General features: G+C 57.5%; 25 protein-coding genes. 8 read left to right on the top strand and 17 right to left on the bottom strand.

The window, feature by feature from the left end; genetic code table 11:
• Both Q666_RS56410 and dusB read right to left on the bottom strand, forming a co-directional pair.
• On the bottom strand, positions 1-1140 hold the full coding sequence (locus Q666_RS56410) for a nitrogen regulation protein NR(II) (RefSeq protein ID WP_035909465.1): 1140 nt from the start codon (positions 1138-1140) through the stop codon (positions 1-3).
• Positions 1141-1148: 8 nt separating this feature from the next.
• Positions 1149-2153: a tRNA dihydrouridine synthase DusB gene (gene dusB / locus Q666_RS56405; protein WP_022998582.1), complete on the bottom strand. Its 1005-nt coding sequence runs from the start codon at positions 2151-2153 to the stop codon at positions 1149-1151.
• Positions 2154-2323: 170 nt separating this feature from the next.
• Between dusB and Q666_RS56400 the strand changes: the two genes are divergently transcribed.
• The 5 genes from Q666_RS56400 to Q666_RS56380 all read left to right on the top strand — a co-directional run bounded on the left by Q666_RS56400 (position 2324) and on the right by Q666_RS56380 (position 5846).
• Positions 2324-3577 (top strand): bifunctional 2-C-methyl-D-erythritol 4-phosphate cytidylyltransferase/2-C-methyl-D-erythritol 2,4-cyclodiphosphate synthase, encoded by a 1254-nt coding sequence (locus tag Q666_RS56400; RefSeq protein ID WP_022998581.1) that lies wholly within the window; start codon positions 2324-2326, stop codon positions 3575-3577.
• Between the two features lie 6 nt (positions 3578-3583).
• Complete coding sequence (locus tag Q666_RS56395) at positions 3584-4093, top strand: CinA family protein (RefSeq protein WP_022998580.1); 510 nt, start codon at positions 3584-3586, stop codon at positions 4091-4093.
• Positions 4094-4197: 104 nt separating this feature from the next.
• Complete coding sequence (locus Q666_RS56390; RefSeq protein ID WP_022998579.1) at positions 4198-4665, top strand: hypothetical protein; 468 nt, start codon at positions 4198-4200, stop codon at positions 4663-4665.
• A gap of 171 nt (positions 4666-4836) precedes the next feature.
• Positions 4837-5313, top strand: coding sequence for a hypothetical protein (locus tag Q666_RS56385; protein WP_022998578.1), 477 nt, complete (start codon positions 4837-4839; stop codon positions 5311-5313).
• A gap of 98 nt (positions 5314-5411) precedes the next feature.
• Positions 5412-5846 (top strand): hypothetical protein, encoded by a 435-nt coding sequence (locus tag Q666_RS56380; protein WP_022998577.1) that lies wholly within the window; start codon positions 5412-5414, stop codon positions 5844-5846.
• An 18-nt stretch (positions 5847-5864) separates the two neighbouring features.
• On the opposite strand, the gene Q666_RS56375 is transcribed toward Q666_RS56380, so the two are convergent.
• The 10 genes from Q666_RS56375 to Q666_RS56330 all read right to left on the bottom strand — a co-directional run bounded on the left by Q666_RS56375 (position 5865) and on the right by Q666_RS56330 (position 14379).
• A complete protein-coding gene (locus tag Q666_RS56375; protein ID WP_023014591.1) occupies positions 5865-6317 on the bottom strand; it encodes a type II toxin-antitoxin system RatA family toxin in 453 nt (150 codons plus the stop codon).
• A gap of 29 nt (positions 6318-6346) precedes the next feature.
• Positions 6347-7321 (bottom strand): lipoyl synthase, encoded by a 975-nt coding sequence (gene lipA, locus Q666_RS56370; protein WP_022998575.1) that lies wholly within the window; start codon positions 7319-7321, stop codon positions 6347-6349.
• A 56-nt stretch (positions 7322-7377) separates the two neighbouring features.
• The gene (locus tag Q666_RS56365; protein WP_022998574.1) at positions 7378-7818 is read right to left on the bottom strand and encodes a thioesterase family protein; all 441 of its coding nucleotides are present in this window, start codon (positions 7816-7818) and stop codon (positions 7378-7380) included.
• Positions 7815-8054 (bottom strand): GlsB/YeaQ/YmgE family stress response membrane protein, encoded by a 240-nt coding sequence (locus Q666_RS56360; RefSeq protein WP_022998573.1) that lies wholly within the window; start codon positions 8052-8054, stop codon positions 7815-7817. The genes Q666_RS56365 and Q666_RS56360 overlap by 4 nt, the downstream gene beginning before the upstream one ends.
• Before the next feature lie 32 nt (positions 8055-8086).
• Positions 8087-8335 carry a GlsB/YeaQ/YmgE family stress response membrane protein gene (locus tag Q666_RS56355; protein WP_022998572.1) on the bottom strand — a complete coding sequence of 83 codons (249 nt, stop codon included), beginning with the start codon at positions 8333-8335 and terminating at the stop codon, positions 8087-8089.
• A 181-nt stretch (positions 8336-8516) separates the two neighbouring features.
• Entirely contained in the window at positions 8517-9965 is a 1449-nt protein-coding gene (gene lpdA / locus Q666_RS56350; RefSeq protein ID WP_022998571.1) for a dihydrolipoyl dehydrogenase, read from the bottom strand.
• A 72-nt stretch (positions 9966-10037) separates the two neighbouring features.
• Positions 10038-11384 carry a pyruvate dehydrogenase complex dihydrolipoamide acetyltransferase gene (locus tag Q666_RS56345; RefSeq protein WP_031268462.1) on the bottom strand — a complete coding sequence of 449 codons (1347 nt, stop codon included), beginning with the start codon at positions 11382-11384 and terminating at the stop codon, positions 10038-10040.
• 16 nt (positions 11385-11400) lie between these two features.
• Positions 11401-12798 (bottom strand): pyruvate dehydrogenase complex E1 component subunit beta, encoded by a 1398-nt coding sequence (locus Q666_RS56340; protein WP_022998569.1) that lies wholly within the window; start codon positions 12796-12798, stop codon positions 11401-11403.
• 14 nt (positions 12799-12812) lie between these two features.
• Positions 12813-13862: a pyruvate dehydrogenase (acetyl-transferring) E1 component subunit alpha gene (pdhA, locus tag Q666_RS56335; RefSeq protein WP_022998568.1), complete on the bottom strand. Its 1050-nt coding sequence runs from the start codon at positions 13860-13862 to the stop codon at positions 12813-12815.
• A gap of 175 nt (positions 13863-14037) precedes the next feature.
• Positions 14038-14379, bottom strand: coding sequence for a septum formation initiator family protein (locus tag Q666_RS56330; protein WP_031268460.1), 342 nt, complete (start codon positions 14377-14379; stop codon positions 14038-14040).
• A 123-nt stretch (positions 14380-14502) separates the two neighbouring features.
• On the opposite strand from Q666_RS56330, the gene Q666_RS56325 reads away from it, so the two are divergent.
• Positions 14503-15159, top strand: coding sequence for a protein-L-isoaspartate(D-aspartate) O-methyltransferase (locus Q666_RS56325; protein ID WP_022998566.1), 657 nt, complete (start codon positions 14503-14505; stop codon positions 15157-15159).
• Between the two features lie 238 nt (positions 15160-15397).
• Here the strand turns inward: Q666_RS56325 and mfd are convergent, their stop codons facing one another.
• Together mfd and Q666_RS56315 are read right to left on the bottom strand one after the other, a co-directional pair.
• Positions 15398-18883, bottom strand: coding sequence for a transcription-repair coupling factor (gene mfd / locus Q666_RS56320; RefSeq protein ID WP_022998565.1), 3486 nt, complete (start codon positions 18881-18883; stop codon positions 15398-15400).
• A gap of 17 nt (positions 18884-18900) precedes the next feature.
• Complete coding sequence (locus Q666_RS56315) at positions 18901-19218, bottom strand: succinate dehydrogenase assembly factor 2 (RefSeq protein ID WP_022998564.1); 318 nt, start codon at positions 19216-19218, stop codon at positions 18901-18903.
• Between the two features lie 231 nt (positions 19219-19449).
• On the opposite strand from Q666_RS56315, the gene recG reads away from it, so the two are divergent.
• Positions 19450-21552, top strand: coding sequence for an ATP-dependent DNA helicase RecG (gene recG / locus Q666_RS56310; protein ID WP_031268456.1), 2103 nt, complete (start codon positions 19450-19452; stop codon positions 21550-21552).
• 104 nt (positions 21553-21656) lie between these two features.
• On the opposite strand, the gene Q666_RS56305 is transcribed toward recG, so the two are convergent.
• On the bottom strand, positions 21657-22394 hold the full coding sequence (locus tag Q666_RS56305) for a DUF502 domain-containing protein (protein WP_022998562.1): 738 nt from the start codon (positions 22392-22394) through the stop codon (positions 21657-21659).
• A 122-nt stretch (positions 22395-22516) separates the two neighbouring features.
• Here Q666_RS56305 and Q666_RS56300 point away from each other — a divergent pair, with 122 nt between their 5' ends.
• Complete coding sequence (locus Q666_RS56300; protein WP_022998561.1) at positions 22517-22936, top strand: YbaN family protein; 420 nt, start codon at positions 22517-22519, stop codon at positions 22934-22936.
• A 9-nt stretch (positions 22937-22945) separates the two neighbouring features.
• On the opposite strand, the gene Q666_RS56295 is transcribed toward Q666_RS56300, so the two are convergent.
• Positions 22946-23386, bottom strand: a complete 441-nt coding sequence (locus tag Q666_RS56295) for a GNAT family acetyltransferase (RefSeq protein ID WP_022998560.1) — start codon at positions 23384-23386, stop codon at positions 22946-22948.
• Positions 23387-23389: 3 nt separating this feature from the next.
• Positions 23390-25216: a glutamine--fructose-6-phosphate transaminase (isomerizing) gene (gene glmS / locus Q666_RS56290; RefSeq protein WP_022998559.1), complete on the bottom strand. Its 1827-nt coding sequence runs from the start codon at positions 25214-25216 to the stop codon at positions 23390-23392.
• Positions 25217-25298 lie beyond the last annotated feature (82 nt).

Here is a 25298-nt window from a genome sequence, read left to right as displayed (position 1 = left end):
TTACTCGGTTCCTCTGCTGGTCCGGTCGGACGAAGCTGTGCTGTCACCCGTGAACGCGGGCATCAGAATGCGGAAAACTGTCTTCTGGCGTTGGCTGTCACATTCGATGACACCGCCGTGGTCACCAATGATCTTGGCAACGAGTGCCAGACCAAGGCCTGAGCCATTGGTCTTTGTCGTGATAAACGGCTCAAACAGATGCGGAAGAAGGTCTTCCGGAACGCCCGGTCCATTGTCCTGAACACAGAACTCCAGCGGCAGGCTGACCTTTTCGTCGGTACCGGGAACAGACAGCCGCACACCGGGCCGAAACGCCGTCGAAACGCGAATTTCACCATCGGGATCATCGCCAATCGCTTCGCTGGCATTCTTGATCAGGTTCAGGAAAACCTGAATCAGCTGATCCTTGTTGGCATAAACCGGAGGCAACGACGGATCATAAATCTCCACAATCCGTTTGCCGCGGGCAAAGCCGGAATCCGACAAGCGCTTCACGTGGTCCAGAACCACGTGAATATTGACCGGCTCTCTTTCGATCGGCCGTTCGTCCGAAAATACTTCCATCCGGTCGACCAGTTTCACGATCCTGTCGGTCTCATCCATGATCAGACGTGTCAGCGCCCGGTCTTCGGCTGGCACCGACTGCTCTATAAGCTGGGCCGCGCCACGAATTCCTGACAGCGGGTTCTTGATCTCATGCGCCAACATGGCGGCAAGTCCCGTCACGGTGCGGGCGGCTCCACGAGACGTCAGCTGCCGGTCGATCTTTTCCGCCATGGTGCGTTCCTGGAACATCAACACCACAGCCCCCGGCCGCTCCGATACCGGCGCAGCGTTGATATCGACCACCTTCGGCGCACCGATACGCGGAGAACCGATGTCGACCTTGTATTCGTTGACAGGCGCGCTGCGTTCACGCACCTGCTCGATCAGGGTCAGCAAGGGGCTCCCGAAAGGAACAAAGTCGCTGATTGGATGGCGACGGAGCACCGATACACTGGACCGCATGAAAATTTCCGCGGCCATGTTGGCAGACTCGATCACGCCATCCGGCGCAACCAGAAGCACCGGGTGTGGCAAGGCATCCAGTATAGTCGGCCCGTCACTGGCAAGCGCGGCCGTACGGCCTGTCTGAGACATGATGTCCTTCAAGCTGCTGTCCGTTTGTTCGAGGAAGAAAGCCAGTCGCTTGCGAGGCGGATAACCTCCGACGGCTGATTGGAAGTCAAAAGGGTCTTGCGGACAGATCCAGGGATGTCGGCCGCGCCAGCAGACGTTGTCTCGTCCAGATACCAACCGAGATGCTTGCGCGCGATGCGAACACCCTGCCGCTCACCGTAGTGGCTGAGGATGGCCTCGTAGTGCTCCGCCACTAACTCCGCCAGCTCTGTTCCCGTTGGTGCGTCGAGCTGTTCGCCACTTGCCAGAAAATGTCCGATGTGGCCGGGCAACCAGGGACGTCCATATGCGCCCCGGCCAATCATCACGCCGTCAGCGCCGGAAAGCTCAAGCATACGCAAGGCATCTTCAGCACTCTTGCAATCCCCATTGGCAATCAGGGGAACCGAAATAGCGTCCTTGACAGCTGCTATCGCACGCCAATCGGCCTTGCCCTTGTAGAACTGGCATCGGGTGCGCCCGTGAACGGTGATGAGTTGCACCCCGGCTGCTTCCGCACGGCGGGCCAGCTCCGGTGCATTCAGGTTCTTGTCATCCCAACCAAGGCGCATCTTCAAAGTGACGGGCACATCGACCGCTGCCACTGTCGCATCAACCAGCGTCAGGGCATGGTCGAGATCCCGCATCAGTGCGGAACCGGAGTATCCGGATGTCACCTTTTTGGCGGGGCAGCCCATGTTGATATCGATTACATCGGCACCAAGACCAGCGATAACCTTGGCGGCCTCCCCCATCCAGCGGGCTTCACGCCCTGCAAGCTGAACGACATGAAGACCCTTGTCCTGAGCCTCCGCACGCATTTGCGTTTCGGCGTCGCCTTTGACGAAGGATTCGCTCGCAACCATTTCACTGACAACCATGCCGGCGCCGTATCTGGCAGCCAGCCGGCGGAAAGGGAGATCGGTCACGCCGGACATCGGCGCGAGCACGGCCGGGTTTGCGAGTTGATACCGGCCAATCGTGAGTGTTTTCATAGACGGCGACACAGCGTCTCTTTTCTGCTTATTGACTGTGCAGATTCATAATTGCCTATATTGTAGACAAGTTTCGCAATGCAACAAGTCAAAATTTGCGGTCCGAACAGGTTCCTAGGTAAAGACGGTTCAAAGCTGACGGTTTGATGCAGAGCACGAGGAGCCCGTTAATGACAAAAACCGCTGCCGCCCTTGTCGTTGCCGCAGGGCGTGGCACCCGTCTTGCGGGCTCCGACAATGCGTTACCCAAGCAATACAGGCCGTTGGCTGGCCGTCCTGTGCTGAGCCATACACTGGATGCTCTCGGGAATCACCCCCGGATCAACCGTCTCGTAACCGTCATTCACCCTGACGACGTGAACCATTTCTCTGAAGCAGCAAGAGCGGCCTCCACTGAAACAGCGTCCAAGATCGGGCCGGCAGTCTACGGTGGTGCCACCAGGCAGCAATCGGTCCTGGCAGGATTGAAGGCTCTCGCCCTCGAAGGATTTGATTACGTTTTGATCCACGACGCAGCACGGCCGTTCCTCCCATCTTCCGTGATAGACAGATTGCTTGAGCGACTGCAGGCAGAAAACGAAGGCGTACTTGCCGCCCTGCCCGTGGCCGACACGTTAAAAAGAGCCGATCAATCGGGTCGTTCGCTGGAAACCGTTGACAGAGCCGGGCTCTGGGCAGCGCAGACGCCACAGGCCTTTCCCTTGCAGCGCATACTCAAGGCGCATGAAAAGGCGGTAGCTGCGGGAAAACTCGATTTTACTGACGACACCGGCCTTGCGGAATGGGACGGGATGACCATTGTCCTGACGGAGGGCGACCCCGCTGCATTCAAGATCACAACTGCCGCCGACCTCCGTCGTGCAGAACAACAGGCCGAGTTACAACTGATGTCGACTACCCCCGCCTCCCCGTTGCCGCTTTCAGAACTTGCCGATGTCAGAACCGGGATCGGATACGACGTTCACGCCTTTGAAGATGGCGATGCCGTCATTTTGGGCGGAGTAGCCATTCCCCACTCCAGCAAGCTCAAAGGTCACTCAGACGCGGATGTCGTGCTGCACGCTATTACGGACGCAACGCTTGGTGCCATTGGCGATGGCGATATCGGCCAGCATTTCCCTCCAAGCGACCCGCAGTGGAAAGGTGCCTCTTCTGACCAGTTTCAACTGGACGCCATGCGCCGTTTGTCTGAACGCGGCGGCAGACTGGCGCATGTCGACGTCACCATCGTATGTGAGGAACCGAAGATCGGCCCCCACCGCGAGGCAATTCGCTCTTCGATTGCCAGGATTTGCGCCGTGCCTGTTTCGAGGATCTCGGTCAAGGCCACGACATCCGAGCGCCTGGGTTTTACAGGCCGCAAGGAAGGTATCGCGGCCCTGGCCAGTGTGACTGTGCGTCTTCCTTTTCAGGACGAGGACTAGAAATCCATGACCGAGACATATCCAAACAACCTGGAAGAGCTTGCGCCTCTGTCAATTGCTGTGCTGGACGGGCTCATTGCCGCCAAGAAAATGGTAGCGACGGCAGAATCCTGCACCGGAGGCCTGATTTGCGGAGCACTTACGGAGATCGCGGGATCTTCGGCCGCCGTGGACCGGGGGTTTGTGACCTACTCCAATGAAGCAAAGAACGAAATGCTGGGCGTTCCGAAAGACCTTATCGAAAAGCATGGGGCCGTCAGCAAGGAAGTCGCGATTGCCATGGCAGAAGGAGCGCTCGCCCGATCCAGTGCGGATGTAGCAGTTTCTGTAACGGGTATCGCTGGACCAGGTGGCGGAAGTCCTCAAAAGCCGGTTGGCACTGTCCATATTGCCGTCGCGGCAAAGGATCGCCCGACGGATCATCTCCATTGCTGGTTTGCAGACAACGGCCGGCAATCGATCCGGCTTGCCACCGTCAGAACTGCCCTCACATCGATTTTAAATGCAATTTCCTGAGTAAATGCTCATTAACGCTCATGGGAGTTCGCGCTGGGCTTCCGCTTGGTCATATGTATATTCCAGACAACTTGACCTCAACGTAACTCAAGATCAGAACCTTTATGATTAAACCAGCGACCATTCTGGCTGCATTTTTGTGCGCAGGCTCCACCGCTTTTGCTGGTGCCATACCTCAGCCTGGCGATTTTTACCTGATTTCACGCGATCGCAGCGGACACTTTGTGGGCAGTCACAAGCTGTTCACGGAAAACGCCCGCGGATTGAAAAAGGTCTCTTATTGCCAGCGCAGCTATTTTGTACGCAGCCATTCGGTCGCCTGGACGCAAGTGGAAACCGAACGCGGCAACAAAGTTCAGGTGGAATTCAATTTTGGCCGTGGCTGGCGTCCGATTTGCGGCAATCCCGAGCGACAGGTCAGTCTTGAGGACATCGGCGTCACAATGAGCGCGCACGATCTTCTGGCCGCTCCAGATGAGACTTCGGCCCCACAAAGCAGGCTTTCTGCGATCGGCGCAATGTTCCAGAGCAATAGCGCCGAAGAAGCCCACAGCACGTATCACACACGCTAAAAACCGGTCGCTTCTGGACAGATATTCGATATTTCGTCAACAAAATCAGTGCTTTTAAAGTTTTAATCAAACTCATTTCCCTTACGAAATCACTTTTACAAACACTTGCCGTATGGTCACCGTAAGCAGGAACCAACTCGCGAAATGATTTCGCGGTAAAGGGAACGGGATATGTTAATCCAACGTGCGCTTCTTGCAGGAAGTGCCCTCGCCCTTGCGTGCGCCAATGCGCAGGCCGGCAACAACACGCCGAAACCGGGTGATACCTACATTATTTCGCGCGACGGCAATCAGCTGTTCCGCGGCTCCCACCGCATCTATGACCGGATGGCGGACGGGCTGGTGGAAGTTCAGTATTGCGGCAGATCCTACTTTGTACGCTATGCGACAGTTGCCTGGACGCAGCTTGAAGTGCAGCAGGATTACAAGGTTCGCGTGGAGTTCAATCGGGGCAAGGGCTGGCGGCCGATTTGCGATCACCCTGAAGAACAGGTGACGCTTGAAGACCTCGGCGTACAGGATGATCCGAGACTTGTCGTTCAAAATGACGGGTCGTCGGTAAAGCGGGTAAACCGGTTCGCGGTCATTCGCGAAGCGTTCAAAACAACGGACGGCGACAACGCTGCCAAGTCATATCACGGCAACTAAAAAAGCCGGCACCGGGCTGGTAAGGCTCGGGTAAGCTGGTCAGCTTAGACTTTCAACAGGAACAGGTGACATAAACGCGCAGAAAAAAGGACCCTGACATGAAACGCGCCCTCGCGTTCTTCGCTGCTTTGACGGCCGCTGGCACTACCTTTGCCGGCGTAGCTCACGCTCAGAGCGACTTTTATATCAGGTCCCAGTATTCCAACGGTACGTTCACCGGATTTCATGAAATTCTGACAAAGCCGAAAGAGGGCTACTACCAGGCCCAATATTGCGACCGCACTTTCTGGGTATCCTCGAACACCGTTATCTGGACGGAAGAAGAAGCTGCTGCCGGAAGAAACCTCGTGGTCGAAGAGAATGTCGGCTCCAGCCGCACGCCCGTCTGTACCGATTATACATCCTTCGCAACGCTCGAAAGTCTCGGGTTGAAGAAGAAGGAAATCGAGCAGATCCGTCGCCAGGCAGAGCCCCTCGACATGCAGTCGAGCCGTATCCGCATCATTCGCGACGCCTTCAAGCAGTTCAAGTAAGCCCAAAAGTCAGCTTAATCAGGTCCCGTAAACCTGGTCCGCGCGAGCTTCGAAGGCGCTTGAAAACTTTCGGAAGGCCTTTTCGAACATCACGCCCATCAGAGAGCCGAGCGTACGACTGCGGAATTCGTAGGATATATAGAAACCGACGTTGCAGCTGCCCTCGCCTGCATCCTCGAAAGTCCACTTGTTTTCCAGGTGCTTGAACGGGCCGTCCAGGTACTCAACCAGGATCGTCCTGTCCTGCGGGCGCAGTTCAACGCGGCTGGTGAAGGTTTCCTTGAACAGCTTGTAGGCAACCGTCATGTCGGCCACCAGTACCGTCCGTCCACCATCCAGCTCCTTGCGGCCGCGCACGTGAAGATCCTGGCACAACGGCACGAATTCGGGATACCGCTCTACGTCGGCAACAAGGCGGAACATCTCGTCCGCCTTGTGGTTGACTTTGTGGTCGGATGAAAAACTGGGCATACGGTGTCCAGTGTCCTGTTGCTTTGGCGTTAGTGGCCGAGCTTTGCTTTGCGCGCGGCGCGAAGATCCGCGAAATCTTCACCAGCGTGGTGAGACGACCTCGTCAACGGACTTGCCGACACCTTCAGGAAACCTTTGGCGTAAGCAATACGCTCATAGCCTTTGAACTCTTCCGGCGTCACGAAGGAAACGACCGGATGGTGCTTCTTGGAAGGTTGCAGATACTGGCCGACCGTCAGGAAATCGACATCGGCGGCCCGGAGGTCGTCCATCAGCTGCAGCACTTCGTTGCGCACTTCCCCCAACCCGACCATGATCCCGGACTTGGTGAACATTTCCGGATCAAGTTCCTTGACCTTTTGAAGAAGGCGGATCGAATGGAAATAGCGCGCGCCGGGTCGAACGGTCAGATATTTCGACGGCACTGTCTCAAGGTTGTGATTGAAGACATCGGGCTTCGCCGCCACGACAATCTCCAGAGCACCGTCCTTACGCAGGAAATCAGGCGTCAGAACCTCGATCGTGGTCGATGGCGCGGTCTTGCGAATGGCATTGATCACATCTGCGAAATGCTGTGCACCGCCATCGTCCAGATCGTCCCGGTCGACGGAGGTAATCACCACGTGCTCGAGCCCCATTGCGGCAACGGCATCCGCAACACCCTGGGCTTCCTTCGGGTCGACTGGCCCTGGCATGCCCGTGCGCACGTTGCAGAAGGCGCAGGCACGTGTACAGGTATCACCAAGGATCATGAAGCTGGCATGCTTCTTCGACCAGCATTCACCGATGTTCGGGCATCCCGCCTCTTCGCAAACCGTAACGAGATTGTTCTCGCGCACGACATTCTGCGTTTCGCGGTAGACCGGCGATGTCGGCGCCTTGACACGGATCCAGTGCGGCTTGCGCTGTATCGGATTGTCCGGACGGTGAGCCTTTTCCGGGTGGCGCGGGCGCGCTTCGGATTGTTGCTGCGGGCGATTGAGCGTGTCGACGATCGTAACCATGGGCCTTAAGTGTCGTTATTCCGGTGAAAGGTCAAGACGGATTAGCGTTGAGCCAGCTATGTGCTTAGCGCAGGACCGGTCAGTTCCTGAAGCCGCTCGCGTGCACGTTCCGACAGCGGCTGAGACTTTCGCGTGCTCTCGCTCATCTGGACGATGACGGTCACCGCCTGCGCAACCGGCTTTCCATCCTGAAAAACCTTCTGGAACAGCTTGAACGAACTGCGGCCAACGTCAAGCACGGCCGTGCCGATCTCCACTTCGCCCGGCCAGTTGACTTCCGCCAGGAAATCCAGCTCCAGCCGCGCGATCACAAAAGCAGCGCCTAGGTCAGCCAGCGCTTCATTGTAGAGCAATTCAACACGGCCGGTTTCCAGAAAAGTGGCGAACACGGCATTGTTGACGTGTCCCTGCCGGTCCGTATCACCATAACGAAGCTTGTCGCCTGTCCTGAGAACAAAAGCCTCCAGGCTCTCGAATTCGTCCGGATTTGTGCTCACTTGAACATTTTCTTCCAGATGAACAGGAACAGGATAGAGCCCAGAACCGCGATAATCAGACGATCGAGAATACCACCTGTCACATGCAGGTTGAGCAGCGATGCGAGTTCACCGCCAACCAGCGCTCCGACAAGGCCGACAACGAGGCTGCCAAGAAAACCTCCGCGACTGTTCAGCACCCGGTGAGCAACGGCGCCCGCAATGAGGCCGATGATGATTGTGATTATCCACCCCATCGCGGACTCCTATTTCCAGAAATTTCAATTCGTCAGGCGATCAGTCGCGCAAGCAGCACAACGACAATTGCTCCAACGGCCGCCACGACAATTTCATTGACGTAGGCATTGCCCAGATTGACGTTGATACCTGCGAGCTTGAACAGGAAACCACCAACAAACGCGCCAATGAGACCGCTGACGAGGTAACGGATCAGACCACCGCCGCCAACGACGACGCTTGCAAGCCAACCGGCTATAATGCCGATTGCAACCCAGATCAAAATTGCTTTTACATCCATGACTGACGGCTCCTTTCAGCCTTTTCTCAGACGGTTTCACGTTACCCGTTTCAGAAAAAGCGTCCAGCGTTGATGTCCTGATCAACCTTCAGGCCTGCGCATTTCTTTCACTGTTTGCAGATCCAGAGTACGGCAAATGGAAAGCGGCCTCGGTGCAGTTTTGCCCCGAGGCCAAAAGGGATCAGGCGTTGAGCACCTTGCCATAGGCGTCCAGCACAGCTTCCTTCATCATTTCCGACAAGGTCGGATGCGGGAAGATCGTGTGCATCAGCTCTTCTTCGGTAGTCTCGAGGTTCATCGCGACGACAAAACCCTGGATGAGTTCGGTCACTTCTGCGCCGCACATATGCGCACCGAGAAGCTCGCCGGACTTTTTGTCAAAAATAACCTTGATCATGCCGTTGTCTTCACCGAGCGCGATGGCCTTGCCGTTGGCGTTGAACATGTACCGGCCAACGCGGATGTCGCGGCCCTGTTCCTTCGCCTTTGCTTCGGTCAGCCCAACAGAGGCAACCTGCGGGTTACAGTAGGTGCAGCCCGGAATCTTGCGATGATCCATCCCGTGAACGCCAGGCACACCTGCAATCTTCTCGATGCAAATCACGCCTTCATGCTCAGCCTTGTGGGCAAGCATTGGCGGACCGGCGACATCGCCAATGGCATAGAGGCCGGGCACATTGGTGCGCCCATACTCATCAATGACCACACAGCCTCGGTCGGTTTTCACGCCGAGCGCTTCCAGACCGATATTCTCGATGTTGCCCTGAACGCCGACAGCGGAAATCAGGTGATCAGCCGTAATCTGGCTGACCTTGCCATCCTTGGTCTCCACGTGGGCAGTAATCGAATCTGCCGCCTTGTCGACCTTGGTCACCTTTGCTTCGGTTATGATCTTCAGGCCACGCTTCTCCAGAGCCTTGCGCGCGAATTTCGAGATTTCCTCGTCCTCGACCGGCATCACGTTGGCCATCAGCTCGACAACCGTTACGTCGACGCCCATGGATCGATAGAAAGACGCGAATTCGATCCCGATCGCACCCGACCCCATGACCACCAGCGACTTTGGCATCTTGGCCGGTTTCATGGCCTCGAAATAAGTCCAGATAAGCTTGCCGTCCGGTTCAATGCCAGGCAAAGCACGCGGACGCGCACCAGTTGCCACGATGATATGCTTGGCGGTGTAGGTGCCTTCACCCTTCACGCCTTTCGGAACCGGATTCTGCGGCTCGACAACAGGCTTGGAAGATTTTCCAACCTTGACTTCGCCCGGTTTGGTGAGTTTGGCCTCACCCCAGATCACGTCGATCTTGTTCTTCTTCATGAGGAAACCGACGCCACCGTTCAGTCGAGCGGAAACGCCGCGCGAACGCGCAACGACATCCTTGACGTCCGCCTTCATGGAGCCTTCCAGTGTCAACCCGAAGCTCTTGGCATGGTTGGCGTGGTCCAGGATTTCCGCTGAACGCAGGAGGGCCTTCGTCGGAATGCAACCCCAGTTGAGGCATATGCCGCCAAGGTGTTCGCGTTCAACGATCGCAGTCTTGAAGCCCAGCTGGGCAGAACGAATAGCGGTCACGTAACCACCCGGCCCTGAGCCGATAATGATCACGTCGTAATTGGTATCAGCCATGGTGTATTTCCCCGGCGAATGAAGTCATCGATTGAAAACGGCGCGGCGTTGCCGCCGCGCCGGAGATGAGGCTTAAACAAGCATGCTCATCGGGTTTTCGATGTAGCCCTTGAACGCGGCAAGAAGCTCGGCGCCAAGCGCACCGTCCACGCAGCGGTGGTCGGTCGAAAGCGTCACGCTCATCACCGTGGCAACAGCCAGTTCGCCGTTCTTGACGACAGGGCGTTTTTCACCGGCGCCGACGGCCAGAATGGTCGCATGCGGCGGGTTGACGACGGCCGAGAAGTTCTTCACGCCCATCATGCCCATGTTGGAGACCGCGGTGGTACCACCCTGGTACTCTTCGGGCTTCAGCTTCCGTTCTTTCGCACGCTTGCCGTAATCCTTCATCTCGTTGGAAATGACGGAAAGAGGCTTTTCTTCCGCCCGGCGGATGATCGGCGTGATCAGGCCACCCGGGATGGAAACGGCAACACCGACGTCGGCATGCTTGTGGATGACCATGTTATCGTCGGTCCACGAGACGTTCGCATCAGGGACATCGCGCAGGGCCAGAGCCAGAGCCTTGATGGTCATGTCGTTGACCGAAAGCTTGTAGGCCGGCTTGCCTTCCTTGTCCTTGGCGGCAGCATCGTTGAGCTGTGACCGAAGAGCCAGAAGAGCGTCGAGTTCACAGTCCACGGACACATAGAAGTGCGGAATGGTCTGCTTGGACTCGGTGAGACGCTTGGCAATGGTCTTGCGCATGCCGTCATGCGGCACGAGTTCGTAGCTGTCCTTGTCGAACAGTTTCAGAACCTGATCCGCGGACGGGCCGGTTGCCATGGCCGGTGCCGCGGCAGCCTTCGGTGCTTCCGCAGCAGCGGCGGGCGCTGCCTTGCCTGTACCTGCAGCAAGAGCTGCCTCGATGTCGCGCTTGACGATGCGGCCATGCGGACCGGAACCGGAAAGTGCTTTTAGGTCGAGACCGTTGAGCTGAGCCAGACGGCGAGCCAGCGGGGACGAAAAGATGCGGTTTCCGTCAGCGGCTTTGGGAGCCGGAACCGGATCCGTTGCCGCCTTTGCCCCGACCTCGATCGCCGGCGAGCTTTCCGGCACAGCCGGAGCCTTGTCGCCTCCCGATGAAGAAGCAGATGCCGAAGATCCACCGGAGGTGTCGATGGAACTGGCATCTTCACCGTCTTCCAGAAGTACGGCGATCAGTTCGTTGACCTTCACACCTGAGGTTCCTGCAGGCACGACAATCTTGCCGACCGTGCCCTCGTCAACCGCTTCCACTTCCATGGTCGCCTTGTCGGTTTCAATCTCGGCGATTACATCACCGGCCGAAACCTGATCGCCTTCCTTGACCAGCCATTTGGCCAGGTTGCCCTCCTCCATGGTCGGAGAAAGGGCCGGCATGGTAATATTGATTGGCATGTCCGTCTCCCTGGCCTCAGGCGGTGTAGGTTACGGCTTTGACCGCATCGATGACTTCACCAACGTTCGGCAGAGCCAGCTTTTCCAGGTTTGCAGCGTAAGGCATGGGAACGTCCTTGCCGGTCACGCGCAGGATCGGTGCGTCGAGATAGTCGAACGCCTTTTCTTGAACCTGGTAGGCGATTTCCGATGAAACGGAGCACATCGGGAAGGCTTCTTCGATCGTCACGATCCGGCCTGTTTTGCGGACGGACGCCAGCACGGTGTCGATATCCAGCGGACGAATGGTGCGCAGGTTGATGACCTCGGCCGAGATCCCCATTCCGGCCAGCTCTTCAGCCGCCTTGATGGTGTAGGTCATGCCGATGCCCCAGGAAACCAGCGTCACGTCCGTTCCGCCGCGTTCCACCTTCGCCTTGCCGATCGGCAGAACGAAATCGTCCATGTCCGGGACTTCGAAGGAATGACCGTAGAGGATTTCGTTTTCCAGGAAGATGACCGGGTTCGGGTCGCGAATTGCTGCCTTCAGAAGGCCTTTTGCATCCGCAGCCGAATACGGCTGAACCACCTTCAGGCCCGGCACGTGGGCGTACCAGGAAGCGTAATCCTGTGAATGCTGGGCACCGACTCGCGCCGCGGCACCGTTTGGTCCACGGAAGACTATCGGGGCACCCATCTGGCCGCCGGACATGTACAACGTCTTGGCGGCGGAGTTGATGATCTGGTCAATCGCCTGCATGGCGAAGTTGAAGGTCATGAACTCGACGATCGGTTTCAGACCGGCCATCGCTGCCCCGACGCCAAGACCGGCAAAGCCGTGCTCGGTGATCGGCGTATCGATGACACGCTTGGCGGAAAATTCGTCCAGCAGGCCCTGGGTGATCTTGTAGGCGCCCTGATATTCCGCGACTTCTTCACCCATGATGAAGACGTCCGGATCACGGCGCATTTCCTCGGCCATCGCATCCCGCAAAGCTTCGCGAACGGTGGAGGACTTCATTGCCGTACCGGCCGGGATTTCCGGATCGTCAGCAGTTTCAGGCGCAGGAGCAGCAGGCGTCGGAGCAGAGGCGACAGCTGGTGCGCTCGAAGCTTCTGCAGCCGCAGGGGCTTCAGGGGCCGCAGCGGCGGCAGGCGCAGAAGCTGCGGCGTCGATGGCACTGGCGTCTTCGCCCTCGGCCAGCAGAACCGCAATCTTCGCGTTCACCTTGACGTTGTCGGTTCCTTCGGCAACCAGGATTTTTCCCAGCGTGCCTTCATCAACCGCTTCCACTTCCATAGTGGCCTTGTCGGTCTCGATTTCGGCGATCACATCGCCTGCAGAGATGGTGTCGCCCTCGGCCTTCAGCCACTTGGCGAGCTTGCCCTCTTCCATAGTCGGCGAAAGCGCCGGCATCAAAATGTCAATCGGCATGTTGTCCCCCGGCCTTAGAGCAGAATGTCGGTGTAGAGTTCAGACACATCCGGTTCCGGATCAGTCTGTGCAAATTCGGCAGCTTCCGCGACCCTGGCCCGCACATCCTTGTCGATGGCCTTGAGGTCGTCTTCGGATGCCCAACCCTTGTCCATGAGGCGCGCACGCACCTGTTCGATCGGGTCATGTTCGGTCCGCATCTTCTGGACTTCGTCCTTGGAGCGGTATTTCGCCGGATCCGACATCGAGTGGCCGCGGTAGCGGTAGGTGATCATTTCAAGAATGAACGGCCCCTTGCCTTCACGGCACCATTCCAGCGCTTCAGCGGAGGCTGCCTTGACTGCGCGCACATCCATACCGTCGACCTGCTTGCCCGGAATTCCGAAGGAAGCACCGCGCTGGGAAAGATCTGTGGTGGCGGATGCTCGGGCAACGCTGGTGCCCATGCCGTACTTGTTGTTCTCGATCACGTAAACGACCGGAAGCTTCCACAGCTCGGCCATGTTGAAGCTCTCGTAGACCTGACCCTGGTTGGACGCACCGTCACCAAAGAAGGCCATCGCCACGTTGCCGTTTTCACGGTATTTGTTCGCGAACCCGAGGCCGGTGCCAAGCGACACCTGTGCACCGACGATGCCATGGCCGCCATAGAAATGCTTCTCCTTGGAGAACATGTGCATGGAGCCGCCCTTGCCTTTCGACAAGCCACCGCGACGACCGGTCAGTTCCGCCATCACGCCTTTCGGATCGAGATCCATTGCCAGCATGTGGCCATGATCCCGGTAACCGGTGATCATCTGATCGCCGTCTTTCTTGGCCATCTGCATACCGACGACGACAGCTTCCTGTCCGATATACAAATGACAAAACCCGCCGATGAGGCCCATACCGTACAGTTGCCCGGCTTTTTCCTCAAAACGTCGGATCAGAAGCATTTCGCGGTAAGCGTGAAGTTCTTCGTCCTTATCGAACTCGGCGATCGCAGGCTGCGCCTTCTTGGCGGAGCTGCGTGTCCGGCTGGTGCTCTTGGAGCTAGCGGAAGTGGTCTTTGATGCTGTGGCCATAACCCTCATCTCGGCGTGACGTTTCCCCTAAGATAGGTAGGAGCAACTTATCCGGTTGGGTCTGTCAATCCAATCCACGCATCTCGCACTGCAACAACAGCATCAAAGCATTGTTAATACTACAGAATTTTATATTTAACCAAATTATTGTTAATGCAGCAAAATCAACTGAAATTCAGTTCATGCTGTAACGGTGGCCCGGCCTGAGAACAACCAGCTCGTCAGGATGCACCAGGTTGAGATTGAGCCTTGCGCGCTCATCGAGCATATCAGGATCGAGGCTCTCCGGCCGAAGCAGACTAACCCTTGAAACGAGCTCCTGACGCTGTGCGGTCAAGACAGCCAATTCACCTTCAAGTTCGGAAACCTGACGCTCGATCATTGCTCGGCCAACCATACCGAGCTCACCGCTCATTGCATGAAAGCCAAAGTAACCAAGCGCAGCAATGGCGATTGCAGGCGTGATCAATCGACGGAGAAATGACTGTTTTCGCTGACGGGTAGCTGCTCGGGGCACTCTTTGGACCTTAACGCTGATACACTGGCCTCTTGGTTCTCTCACTATGCGGATTTAGGTTTAATAGAGTCTTGAGACAGCCAATCAAATGCACGGTAAATTTGTGTCCGGCGAGAGCAGCCCATGGATCAGTGGACGACCGCACGCGCAGAAATGGTTGAGCAGCAACTGCACAGGCGCGGTATTAGCGATAAACGGGTTCTGTCCGCCATGGCCAGTGTGCCGCGCCATATCTTTGTTCCGGAGAGCCAGGTAAACCGAGCCTACCGGGATGGGCCTTTGTCCATCGGATATGGCCAGACAATATCCCAGCCCTATGTTGTTGCTCTCACTTGCGAACTGCTTGAAATCAGCGAAAACGCGAAGGTTTTGGAGATCGGAGCAGGTTCTGGTTACGCAGCTGCTGTGCTTGGAAATCTCGCTCACAAAGTCATTTCGATCGATCGACTTCAGGAGCTCGTCAACCTTTCCAGGGAAAATCTGGAACAGGCAGGTTGCAGGAACGTCGAGGTTATTTGCGCCGACGGAACACTTGGCTGTCCGGCGGAAGCCCCTTTTGATGCCATCGCAGTTGCGGCGGGAGCGCCGGCTGTCCCCGATTCTCTCAAAAAGCAACTCAAGGTAGGCGGTCGACTGGTGATTCCGGTTGGCAGGTCAAAGCGGCAGCAAAATCTCATCCGGATCGAAAGGCTTTCCGAAACCGAGTTCAAAACAGACAATCTCGGTGCCGTCGCCTACGTACCTCTGGTGGGCGCTGATGGATGGACGGATGCGGGCTGAGGCCTGTCGGGCGTCAACCGCCAACATCAGGTATCCCGGCGGCCTCTTCTATTGGTTCAAGCGTTGTAACAGAAAAACTCTGTTAAACAGGAAGTTACTCTGGCTTGGGGCCACCAGTTCGTCTATCGCGAACTCCTCGGTCCTCCGGATAACCACACTTTCAGTGCGATTTTGGGCTGGCCCCTGCTCGGGTCCGCGCCCTCGTTCCACACGTATGAGCGAGCCGGCGAACTCTGTCTCAGGCGGCCGCCAGGCGCGCCAACTTGGTCAGCACCGTTGCGGTCCCTTTCAAACGTGCGTCGGTTTTATCCCAATCGCGCGTCAGAACCACCTTCTGATCCGGTCGGATCTTCGCAAGGACACCCTGCTCGGCAATGTAGGAAACCAGACCGGCCGGATTGGAGAATTCGCTATTGCGGAACGTGATGACGATCCCTTTCGGCCCGGCATCGACCTTCTCCACATTGGCCTTGCGGCAAAGCCCCTTGATGAAGACGATCTTGAGGAGATGCTGCACTTCTTCCGGCAACGGTCCAAAGCGGTCGATCAGTTCCGCGCCGAAGGAATCGATTTCCTCCGCCTCGGTGACATCGCCCAAACGGCGGTAAAGCTGCAGACGCAGTTGCAGGTCCGCGACGTAATTTTCCGGGATAAGCACAGGCGTGCCGATGTTGATTTGCGGAGACCATTGCTCGTCGCCAAAATCCGCGCCACCATCCTTGAGCTGGGCAACCGCCTCTTCCAGCATCTGCTGGTACAATTCAAATCCGACTTCCTTGATATGCCCGGACTGCTCCTCACCAAGCAGGTTCCCGGCCCCGCGAATGTCGAGATCGTGACTGGCCAGCTGGAAGCCTGCACCCAGCGTTTCGAGAGACTGAAGGACTTTCAATCGGCGCTCGGCAGTCGCCGTCAACGTCTTGTTGGCAGGAACCGTAAAGAGCGCGTAGGCGCGGGTCTTGGACCGGCCGACACGGCCGCGCAGCTGGTAGAGCTGTGCAAGGCCGAACATATCCGCCCGGTGCACGATCAACGTGTTCGCGGTCGGAATATCCAGCCCGGATTCCACGATCGTTGTCGACAGCAGGACGTTGTACTTGCCCTCATAGAAGGCGTTCATGACGTCTTCCAGTTCCCCCGGAGGCATCTGGCCGTGGGCAACCGCCACTTTCAGTTCAGGCACCTGATTTTCAAGGAACTCGAGGCGCTCTGCAATGTCGGCAAGGCGCGGACAGACATAGAAGCTCTGCCCGCCTCTGTAATGCTCGCGCAGAAGGGCTTCTCGAACCACCAACGGATCGAACGGCGAAACGAACGTGCGCACTGCCAGCCGGTCCACAGGCGGCGTTGCGATTAACGACAGTTCGCGTACCCCGGTCAGCGCAAGCTGCAAGGTCCGCGGGATCGGTGTCGCCGATAGGGTCAACACGTGAACGTCCGATTTCAGCTCTTTCAGCCGTTCTTTGTGCTTGACCCCGAAATGCTGCTCTTCGTCGATGATAAGCAGGCCGAGATCCCGGAATTCGATGGACTTGCCCAGCAACGCATGAGTGCCGACGACAATATCGACTGATCCGTCCGTGATGCCTTTCTTGGTCAGGCTCAGTTGCTTGGTGGGCACCAGGCGGGATGCATGGGCTACGTTGATCGGCAAGCCATGAAAGCGCTCGGAGAAGGTCTTGAAGTGTTGACGGGCCAAAAGGGTCGTAGGTACCACCACCGCAACCTGGCGCCCGGACATGGCGGCAATGAAAGCTGCACGAAGTGCCACTTCCGTCTTGCCGAATCCAACGTCGCCGCAAACCAGCCGATCCATCGGCCGCCCCGATGACAGATCTTCGAAAACCGCATCGATCGCAGTAAGCTGATCGTCTGTTTCCTCGTAGGGGAATCGCGTCGCGAACTCGTCGTAGACGCCTTCCGGTGTTTCCACCACCGGCGCGGTCTTGAGAGCGCGTTGAGCTGCTGTCTTGATCAGGCCGTCGGCGATTTCCAGAATGCGCTTCTTGAGCTTGGCCTTGCGTGCCTGCCAGGCACCGCCACCGAGCTTGTCGAGCTGGGCTTCCTGGTCTTCCGAGCCATAGCGGGACAGAAGCTCAATGTTTTCAACCGGAAGATAGAGTTTGTCGCCACCGGCATATTGAAGTTCCAGGCAGTCATGCGGCGCGCCGACTGCTTCGATCGTTTTCAGACCGATGAACCTGCCGATACCGTGGTCCACGTGAACGACGAGATCGCCTTCCGAAAGGCCCGTCGCTTCGGTAATGACGTTGGCGCCCTTGGACTTGCGACGCGACTTGCGAACCAGCCTGTCACCGAGAATGTCCTGTTCGCCGATGAAGACGACGTCATTGAGCTCAAAGCCATGCTCGATGCCAAGTACACACAGCGCGGTTGTCTTGGCGGGAAGGCCCTCGATGTCCTTCAGCGTGTCCGCATTCTTGACCGCTCCAAGACCATGGTCTTCAAGAATCTGGCCGAGACGGTCGCGCGAACCTTCCGACCAGCAGGCAATCACCGTGCGTTTGCCTTGCTTTTGCAGTTGGCGCACGTGAGTTGTCAGCGCGTCAAAAATGTTGATGTCGCCCGCTGCCCTTTCGGCAGCAAAACTCCGGCCCTGACGCCCACCCAGTTCGACAATCGTCTTGCCGCTGCCTGGCGGCGGCGTAAAGGGATCAAGTGCGGCGCTTGCGCGGTCGGCGACAGCTGCACGCCATTCCTCTTCGGTGACATAGAGACTGGCCGGTTCCACCGGCATGTAAGGCACCGTTCCGGCGCTTGTCCCCATTTCGCGCGCTTCCTGACGTGCGCGGTAGTATTCCGTGACCTGGTCAACGCGTTCGCGGACTGCGTCACTCATGCTGGTGTCCAGAACGACAGGCGTGTCGCCGATGTAATCGAACAGACTTTCCAGTCGGTCGTGGAACAGTGGCAGCCAATGCTCCATGCCTGCGTATCGGCGACCGTCACTGATCGACTGATAGAGCACGTCTTCTCGGCTGGCTGCGCCAAAATTGGCAAGATAGGAACGACGGAAGCGGGAGATGGCTTCCTCGGACAATACGACCTCGCTCATCGGAACCAGGTCAAGGCGTTTCAGCTGTTTGGAGGTTCTCTGTGTTTCCGCGTTGAATGAGCGGATCGATTCAAGGGTATCGCCGAAGAAATCGAGCCGCACGGGCTCCTCCGCTCCAGGCGCGAAGAGGTCGACAATACCGCCCCGAACAGCATATTCACCGGTTTCACGAACGGTCGGAGTTCGCGAAAAACCGTTCATCTCCAGCCATGTGGAGATCGCTCCCATGTCGACCCGGTTACCCGGTGCCATGGAGAAGGTCTGGTCGGCCATGAAAGAGCGCTCGGGAACACGCTGAAGTGCCGCGTTGAGCGTTGTCATCAGCACGGTTTTCTTGCCGTCCGTCATGCCACGCGCAAGTTGGCCGAGCGCCAGCAAGCGGCGTGCACTGATCGCAGAGTTGGGCGAAACGCGGTCGTATGGCAGGCAATCCCAGGCGGGCAACTGCAGGATTTCGACCTCGGGATCGAAGAACTGAAGTGCTTCGCTGACCATGGCCATGCGCGTGGCGTCGCGGGCGACAAATACCAGGGCAAGACCCTGCGCCCGGGTTTCGGCGAGCAGCCTTGCAAGAGCGTAGCTTTCGGCCCCATCCGGAACGCCGGCAAGCGTCACGTTGGCCTGATCCTTCAGCAGGCTGTCAAACACAGCTGGCGTCCTTGTTGTTATCTGCCAAACCCGGCCGGACCGGCGGCTTCATGATAGGCAATGATGCGGCGGTAAAGCGGACCGTCCCACTCCTGCGGCAAGGGCTTGCGACCTGTCATCCAGGCGTACAGATCCTGGTCATGCGCTGTCAGCAAGTGCTCGAGTTCCAGGAGTTCTTCTTCCGTAAGGCTGTCGATCTTGGCATCCGCGAATCCACCCAACAGCAGATCCATTTCCTTCATGCCCCGATGCCAGCACCGAAACAGTATTTTCTTGCGCCGGGAATCCCGTTCGCCACCATTGATATCGACGTGTGCGCCGGACATTTCGGACATGAGAAACAGACCTATGAGAAGCTGACCGGCCTTTAGGCAAAGGCAGTATTGTTTTCGCCGATATCGGCCGGACGAGTGATTTCGTGTCGGTTATATAGCGCCAGAGAACGAGCTTGTCAGCGCCCAGTTCACAGAATGTTCTATTTGTTGCGCAGCGCTCCGCCTTCGTGGCAGAACAGGGGTTCGTGATACCGAATGCCCTGCCGTCTCTCGAAGGTTTACACGCCGAACATGCGCCCGCCGGTCCTCGATCCCCTGTTTGCCCCGGTTTCGACTTTGCCTGGAATCGGACCAAAGATCGAAAAGCTGGTGTCCGGCCTCGTCGGCAGCCAGCCGGACCGTGACGCGACCGTTGCTGATCTGCTTTTTCATATTCCTCATAGCCTTATAGACCGGCGGCACCGTCCGGGCATCGCCTATTCGGAAAATGGCGACATCGTCACACTGGATGTCACCATCGGCCGGCACATGGCGCCCCCCCGGCATTCGAAAGCACCTTACCGGATCAACGCCTACGACGAGACAGGTCAGATCACCTTTGTCTTCTTTCACCCGCGCCGTGACTGGCTGGAGAAAACTTTTCCCGAAGGCGAACGAAGAATCGTTTCAGGCAAGGTCGAATGGTTCAACGAGCGCCCTCAGATGGTGCACCCGGACTATTCGCTGAAACCTGAGGAAGCGGAAGAAATGCCGGCGATCGAACCGGTCTATCCGTTAACCGCCGGTTTGAGCTCCAAAACCTTGCAAAAGGCTGTGCGGGCGGCTGTCGACCGTGTGCCTCACCTCCCGGAATGGCTGAATGACGCCCATCTTCACCAGACTGGCTGGCCGGATTTCGCAGAAGCCTTGAAGACACTGCATGCACCGCATGAACGCAACGACATCGACCCCGCCTCCCCCTTCATGCAGCGGCTCGCCTATGATGAGCTGCTCGCCAGCCAGTTGGCTCTTGCCATGGTGCGGGCACACATGCGTACGCTTGGCGGAATATCGCGAAGCCCCAAAGGGGAACTGCAAAAAGCGGTGATAGCGTCACTGCCGTTTCAATTGACCGGCAGTCAGGCAAAAGCGATCGAAGAAATAAATGAAGACCTCGCCAAGCCGGTGCGCATGTTGCGACTTCTGCAAGGCGATGTCGGCGCTGGTAAGACCGTCGTTGCGCTTGCCGCCCTGGCACAGGTGATAGAAACCGGTGCGCAAGGGGCCCTGATGGCGCCGACGGAAATTCTCGCCCGCCAGCACTACGCGTCGATGTTGCCACTGTGCGAAAAGGCAGGCATTCGCCTTGCCCTGATGACCGGAAAGGACAGCCAGAAGGAACGTCGCCTTCGACAGGAACAGTTGGACGCAGGTGAGATCGACCTCGTGGTCGGCACCCACGCCCTTTTCCAGGGAACCGTGACCTTTCGCAATCTGGCCATGGTCGTCGTAGACGAGCAGCATCGCTTTGGTGTGCATCAACGGCTCGCCCTCTCGGCCAAGGGCAACGGCGTCGATGTTCTGGTCATGACCGCCACCCCTATCCCGAGAACGCTTGTGCTGACAGGCTTTGGCGACATGGACGTGTCTCGCCTGACGGACAAGCCCGCGGGCCGCAAGCCCATCACCACCGTATCAGTGTCCCTGGACCGACTGGACGAGATCATTGGCCGGGTTGGTGCAGCGGTCGCCGACGGACAGAAGGTTTATTGGGTATGTCCACTGGTGGAAGAATCCGAAAAGATCGACCTGGCCGCCGTTGAGGAGCGTCACCGGGTTCTGGAACATGCTCTTCGGCAACGCGTCTCTCTGGTCCATGGCCGCTTGAACGCCGACGAAAAGGATGCCGCAATGGCAGACTTCAAGTCCGGCGCAACCAAGCTGCTGGTGGCAACAACCGTTATTGAAGTCGGCGTCGATGTGCCCGATGCCACCATAATCGTGATCGAACACGCCGAACGCTTTGGCCTCGCGCAATTGCACCAGCTGCGAGGCCGTGTCGGACGCGGTGACAAGCCTTCGTCCTGCGTCCTTCTTTACAAGGGACCGCTTGGAGAAACGGCCGGCGCGCGCCTCAACATCATGCGCCAGACCAACGATGGTTTCCTGATCGCGGAAGAGGATCTGAAGCTGCGTGGCGGAGGCGAAATTCTCGGCACCCGGCAATCCGGCACGCCAGGTTTTCGTATCGCACGCGCCGACGAACACGCCGATCTGATGGAAGTTGCACGCGACGACGCGAGACTTATCCTTGAACTGGATCCCGATCTGAAAACCAAACGCGGCGAGGCTCTGCGCTGTCTTTTGTATCTGTTCGGCCGCGATGCCGCGATCAGGCTCCTCAGGGCCGGCTGACACGATCGAGCAGCGGCAGCCAACTGAGCCAATCGCGCGTAAGTCGTCAAGGACGCCTGACGACGTAGGGCAAAGCGAATAGTGGATTACATGGCTTAACGCACTCAGGCGTCTTCAGAACTTCTTAACCGTTCCAGCTGCGCCGGATCGACAATATCGTCTGCGAGAATTTCCGGATATTTCGGATTGACCAGACCTGCCGAGATCACGAGCTTTGCGGCATCTTCGACACTCATGTCCAGTTCAATCACATCTTCCTTCGGAACAAACAGCAGAAAGCCCGATGTCGGGTTCGGCGTGGTCGGCAAGAATACGGAAAGTGTATCGGCCTTGTCCTTGAGCCGGCGCTCCACTTCGCCCTTGGTGTCGGTGGAGATGAACACAATCGCCCATAGACCTCTGCGTGGATACTCGATCAGCGCCGCTGTGGTAAAGCTGCTTCCGCGTTGATCAAGCACCGTCTCAAAAATCTGCTTCAAGCCACTGTAAATATTACGAACAAGCGGCATGCGACCGACGATTTTTTCGCCAACCGATATAAGACTGCGCCCAAGGAAGTTTGCTGCAAGAAAGCCGACGACCGTGAGGACAAACACTGCAACAATGAGCCCGAAACCGGGTATCGGAAACGGCAGGTAGGTGTCCGGATTGTAGATCTTGGGTACAAACGGCTTGACCCAGCCGTCCACCCATTTGATGAAGGTCCAGGTCAACCACAGGGTAATGCCGATCGGGCCGGCGATGACCAGCCCTGTCAGGAAGTAGTTGCGAAGACGTGTTGCCGCACCCGGCCGATGGCCTATCTTGTGCGCGTCTTCTGCTTTATGTTTGTGTCGGCTCATGGGTTAAACCCGAAACTTCCCTGTGTGTGCTCGTCTTTTCAACTGACCCGCAATTAGATAAGCATCTTTATCGCAGTGCGGTATCCTTCGCTTGATTTATTTTTCAGCGATGTATTCAAATTATGCCGGATTTGGAGGCAGTGTTGCGGCGGACCACGTTCAAACTTCTGGGAACCGGATGTGTCGGCCTCGGGATTGTCGGTGCGTTCCTTCCCATTCTGCCGAGCACGATCTTCTTCATCCTTGCCGCTGCCTGTTTTGCCAGATCCTCTCCCGCGCTTGAGGCGCGCATCCTCAACCACCCTATCTTCGGGCCGCCAGTGATTGCCTGGCGCGAACATGGCGCGATCCCGCCGAAGGCAAAGATCTTCGCCATTTCCGGAATGACCTTCGGATATTGCGTCTTCTATCTTTCAGCCCATCCTGACCTGTGGCTTGCCATAGGTGTCGGACTGTTCATGATCGGCTGCGCAGCCTACGTCCTGTCTCGTCCATCGGGCCCGGGCAACAACCCTCCCGACGGTTGCAAGGATCCGTCATAGGTCGACGGGCTAAATGTCTGGAATAAGCCGCTTCCCAAGGGAAACAGCGCTTTCCTCCGCATATCCGAGTTGTTCGTAAAACCGCAGAACCTTGTCGTTGTCCTGACGTACCATAAGGTTGATCTTCGGACAGCCCTTCGCAACCAGGAATGCCTCGCAGCGGCTCATCAGCATTTTCCCAAGGCCCACCGTCTGACATTCGGGATCGACTGAAAGATAGTTGATCGAGCCGCGGTGGCCGTCATACCCGGCCATGACGGACCCGATAAGCCTGTCCCCGCGCAGAAGCACGAAGAAGGCACCGTTTTCGTCGGTCTGCTTGCGGTCGATGTCCTTGTCCGGATCATTCCAGGGGCGCGTCAGGCCACATTTCTCCCAGAGCGCAATGACGTCGGCTCTGTACCGCTCCTCAAAGGGCAAAACCCGATCTTGCGTGCTTGTGCTGTCCATGGACTATTCAACCGTCACGGATTTGGCCAGGTTCCTCGGCTGATCGACATCGGTGCCCATGAAGACAGCCGTGTGGTAGGCAATGAGCTGAACGGGCAACGCGTAGATGATCGGCGCAACGATATCCGACATGTCCGGCAGAATGACGGTATTTTCGGCCGCATTGCCACACTCCGACGCACCGCGCTCGTCTGTGATGAGCACGATCCGTCCGCCGCGCGCGGCCACTTCCTGCATGTTGGAAACGGTTTTCTCGTAAATCGCGTCAAAGGGCGCGATCACGAAAACCGGCATGTTTTCATCGATGAGGGCTATAGGACCGTGCTTGAGTTCCCCGGCAGCGTAGCCTTCTGCGTGGATGTAGGAGAGCTCCTTAAGCTTCAGCGCGCCTTCCAGTGCAAGCGGGAAATTGGTTGCCCGGCCGAGGTAAAGTGCATTGCTTGCCTTGGAGAGCGGATGCGCCAGTTTCTCGATATCGCTTTCACGGGCCAGGGCCTTGAGAGCGAGGCTCGGCACTTCGATCAATTCCGCGACAAGCTCCTGCTCCCGCTCCGGCGTCAGCACGCCGCGCTCCCGTCCGGCCTGCAGGGCAAGACCGGCGAGCACCGCAAGCTGACACGTGAAGGCCTTTGTCGAGGCAACGCCGATTTCAGGTCCGGCAATGGTCTGGAAAACCCTGTCGGCTTCCCGGGCTATCGTGCTTTCCGGCACATTGACGATCGCACCGATCGTGGCACCATTCGTCTTGCAGTAGCGCAGTGAGGCGAGCGTGTCTGCAGTTTCACCAGACTGGGAAATCACCAGCGCCGTGTCCTTGTCGCTGACCGGTGTTTCGCGATAGCGAAACTCGCTGGCGATATCGATCTCTACTGGAAGGCGGGCGTATTTCTCGAACCAGTATTTGGACACCAGACCGGCAAGATACGCTGTTCCGCAGGCCGTAATGATCAGGCGCGACAGGTCCTTGAACTTGAGTTGGTCAGCCCCTTCCACACGGGCTCGCTTGGTCGTGTAATCGAAATAGCGTGACAGCGTATGGCCCAGCACTTCCGGCTGCTCGTGGATTTCCTTGGCCATGAAGTGCTTGTAGTTGCCCTTGTCCATAAGACTGGAGGTGACAGACGACCTTGCTTCCGGGCGCGTGACAAGCTGGTTCGCCTGATCGAAGATCTCAACACCTGCCCTTGTGATGACAGCCCAATCGCCCTCATCAAGATAGGTAATCCGGTCGGTAAACGGCGACAGGGCGATGGCATCGGACCCGAAGAACATTTCCCCGTCTCCATGCCCGACAGCAAGCGGCGATCCTTTGCGGGCACCGATAAGAAGATCTTCCTCACCGGAAAACAGCATCGCCAATGCAAAAGCACCCTTCAGGCGCGGCAGAACCTGTGCAACAGCATCGCGAGGAGAAAGTCCGTTGGCCATCGCCAGATTGACCAGATGGGCTACGACTTCTGTGTCGGTTTCGGTATCCAGCACGGCACCGGCAGCGACGATTTCCTCTCGCAGTTCCAGATAGTTTTCGATGATACCATTATGAACGACGGCAACCGAGCCGGCCTGGTGCGGGTGGGCATTGGCAACAGTTGGTGCACCGTGTGTTGCCCACCGTGTGTGACCGATCCCGGAGATGCCTGTCAGGGGTGACTTTTCGAGAACAGCTTCAAGATTGCGCAGCTTGCCTTCCGCCCTGCGGCGCACGATGGCGCCATCCACCAATGTGGCAACGCCAGCAGAATCATAGCCCCGGTATTCCAGCCGCTTCAGCGAATCCACGATCCGCGGCGCCGCATCAACCGTTCCCAACACGCCAACAATGCCACACATGCAAAAGCCCTTTAAAAATGGATCCAACGGACCGCACTGCTTTAGACGACAGCGCCTGCCAACCAGAAATCAATCCCTGTTT

The organism is Labrenzia sp. C1B70, from assembly GCF_000475395.1.
Classification (GTDB): Bacteria; Pseudomonadota; Alphaproteobacteria; order Rhizobiales; family Stappiaceae; genus Roseibium; species Roseibium algicola.
The sequence above is the reverse complement of the archived record's forward strand: the minus strand, read 5'-3'. Positions and strand labels throughout refer to the sequence as shown.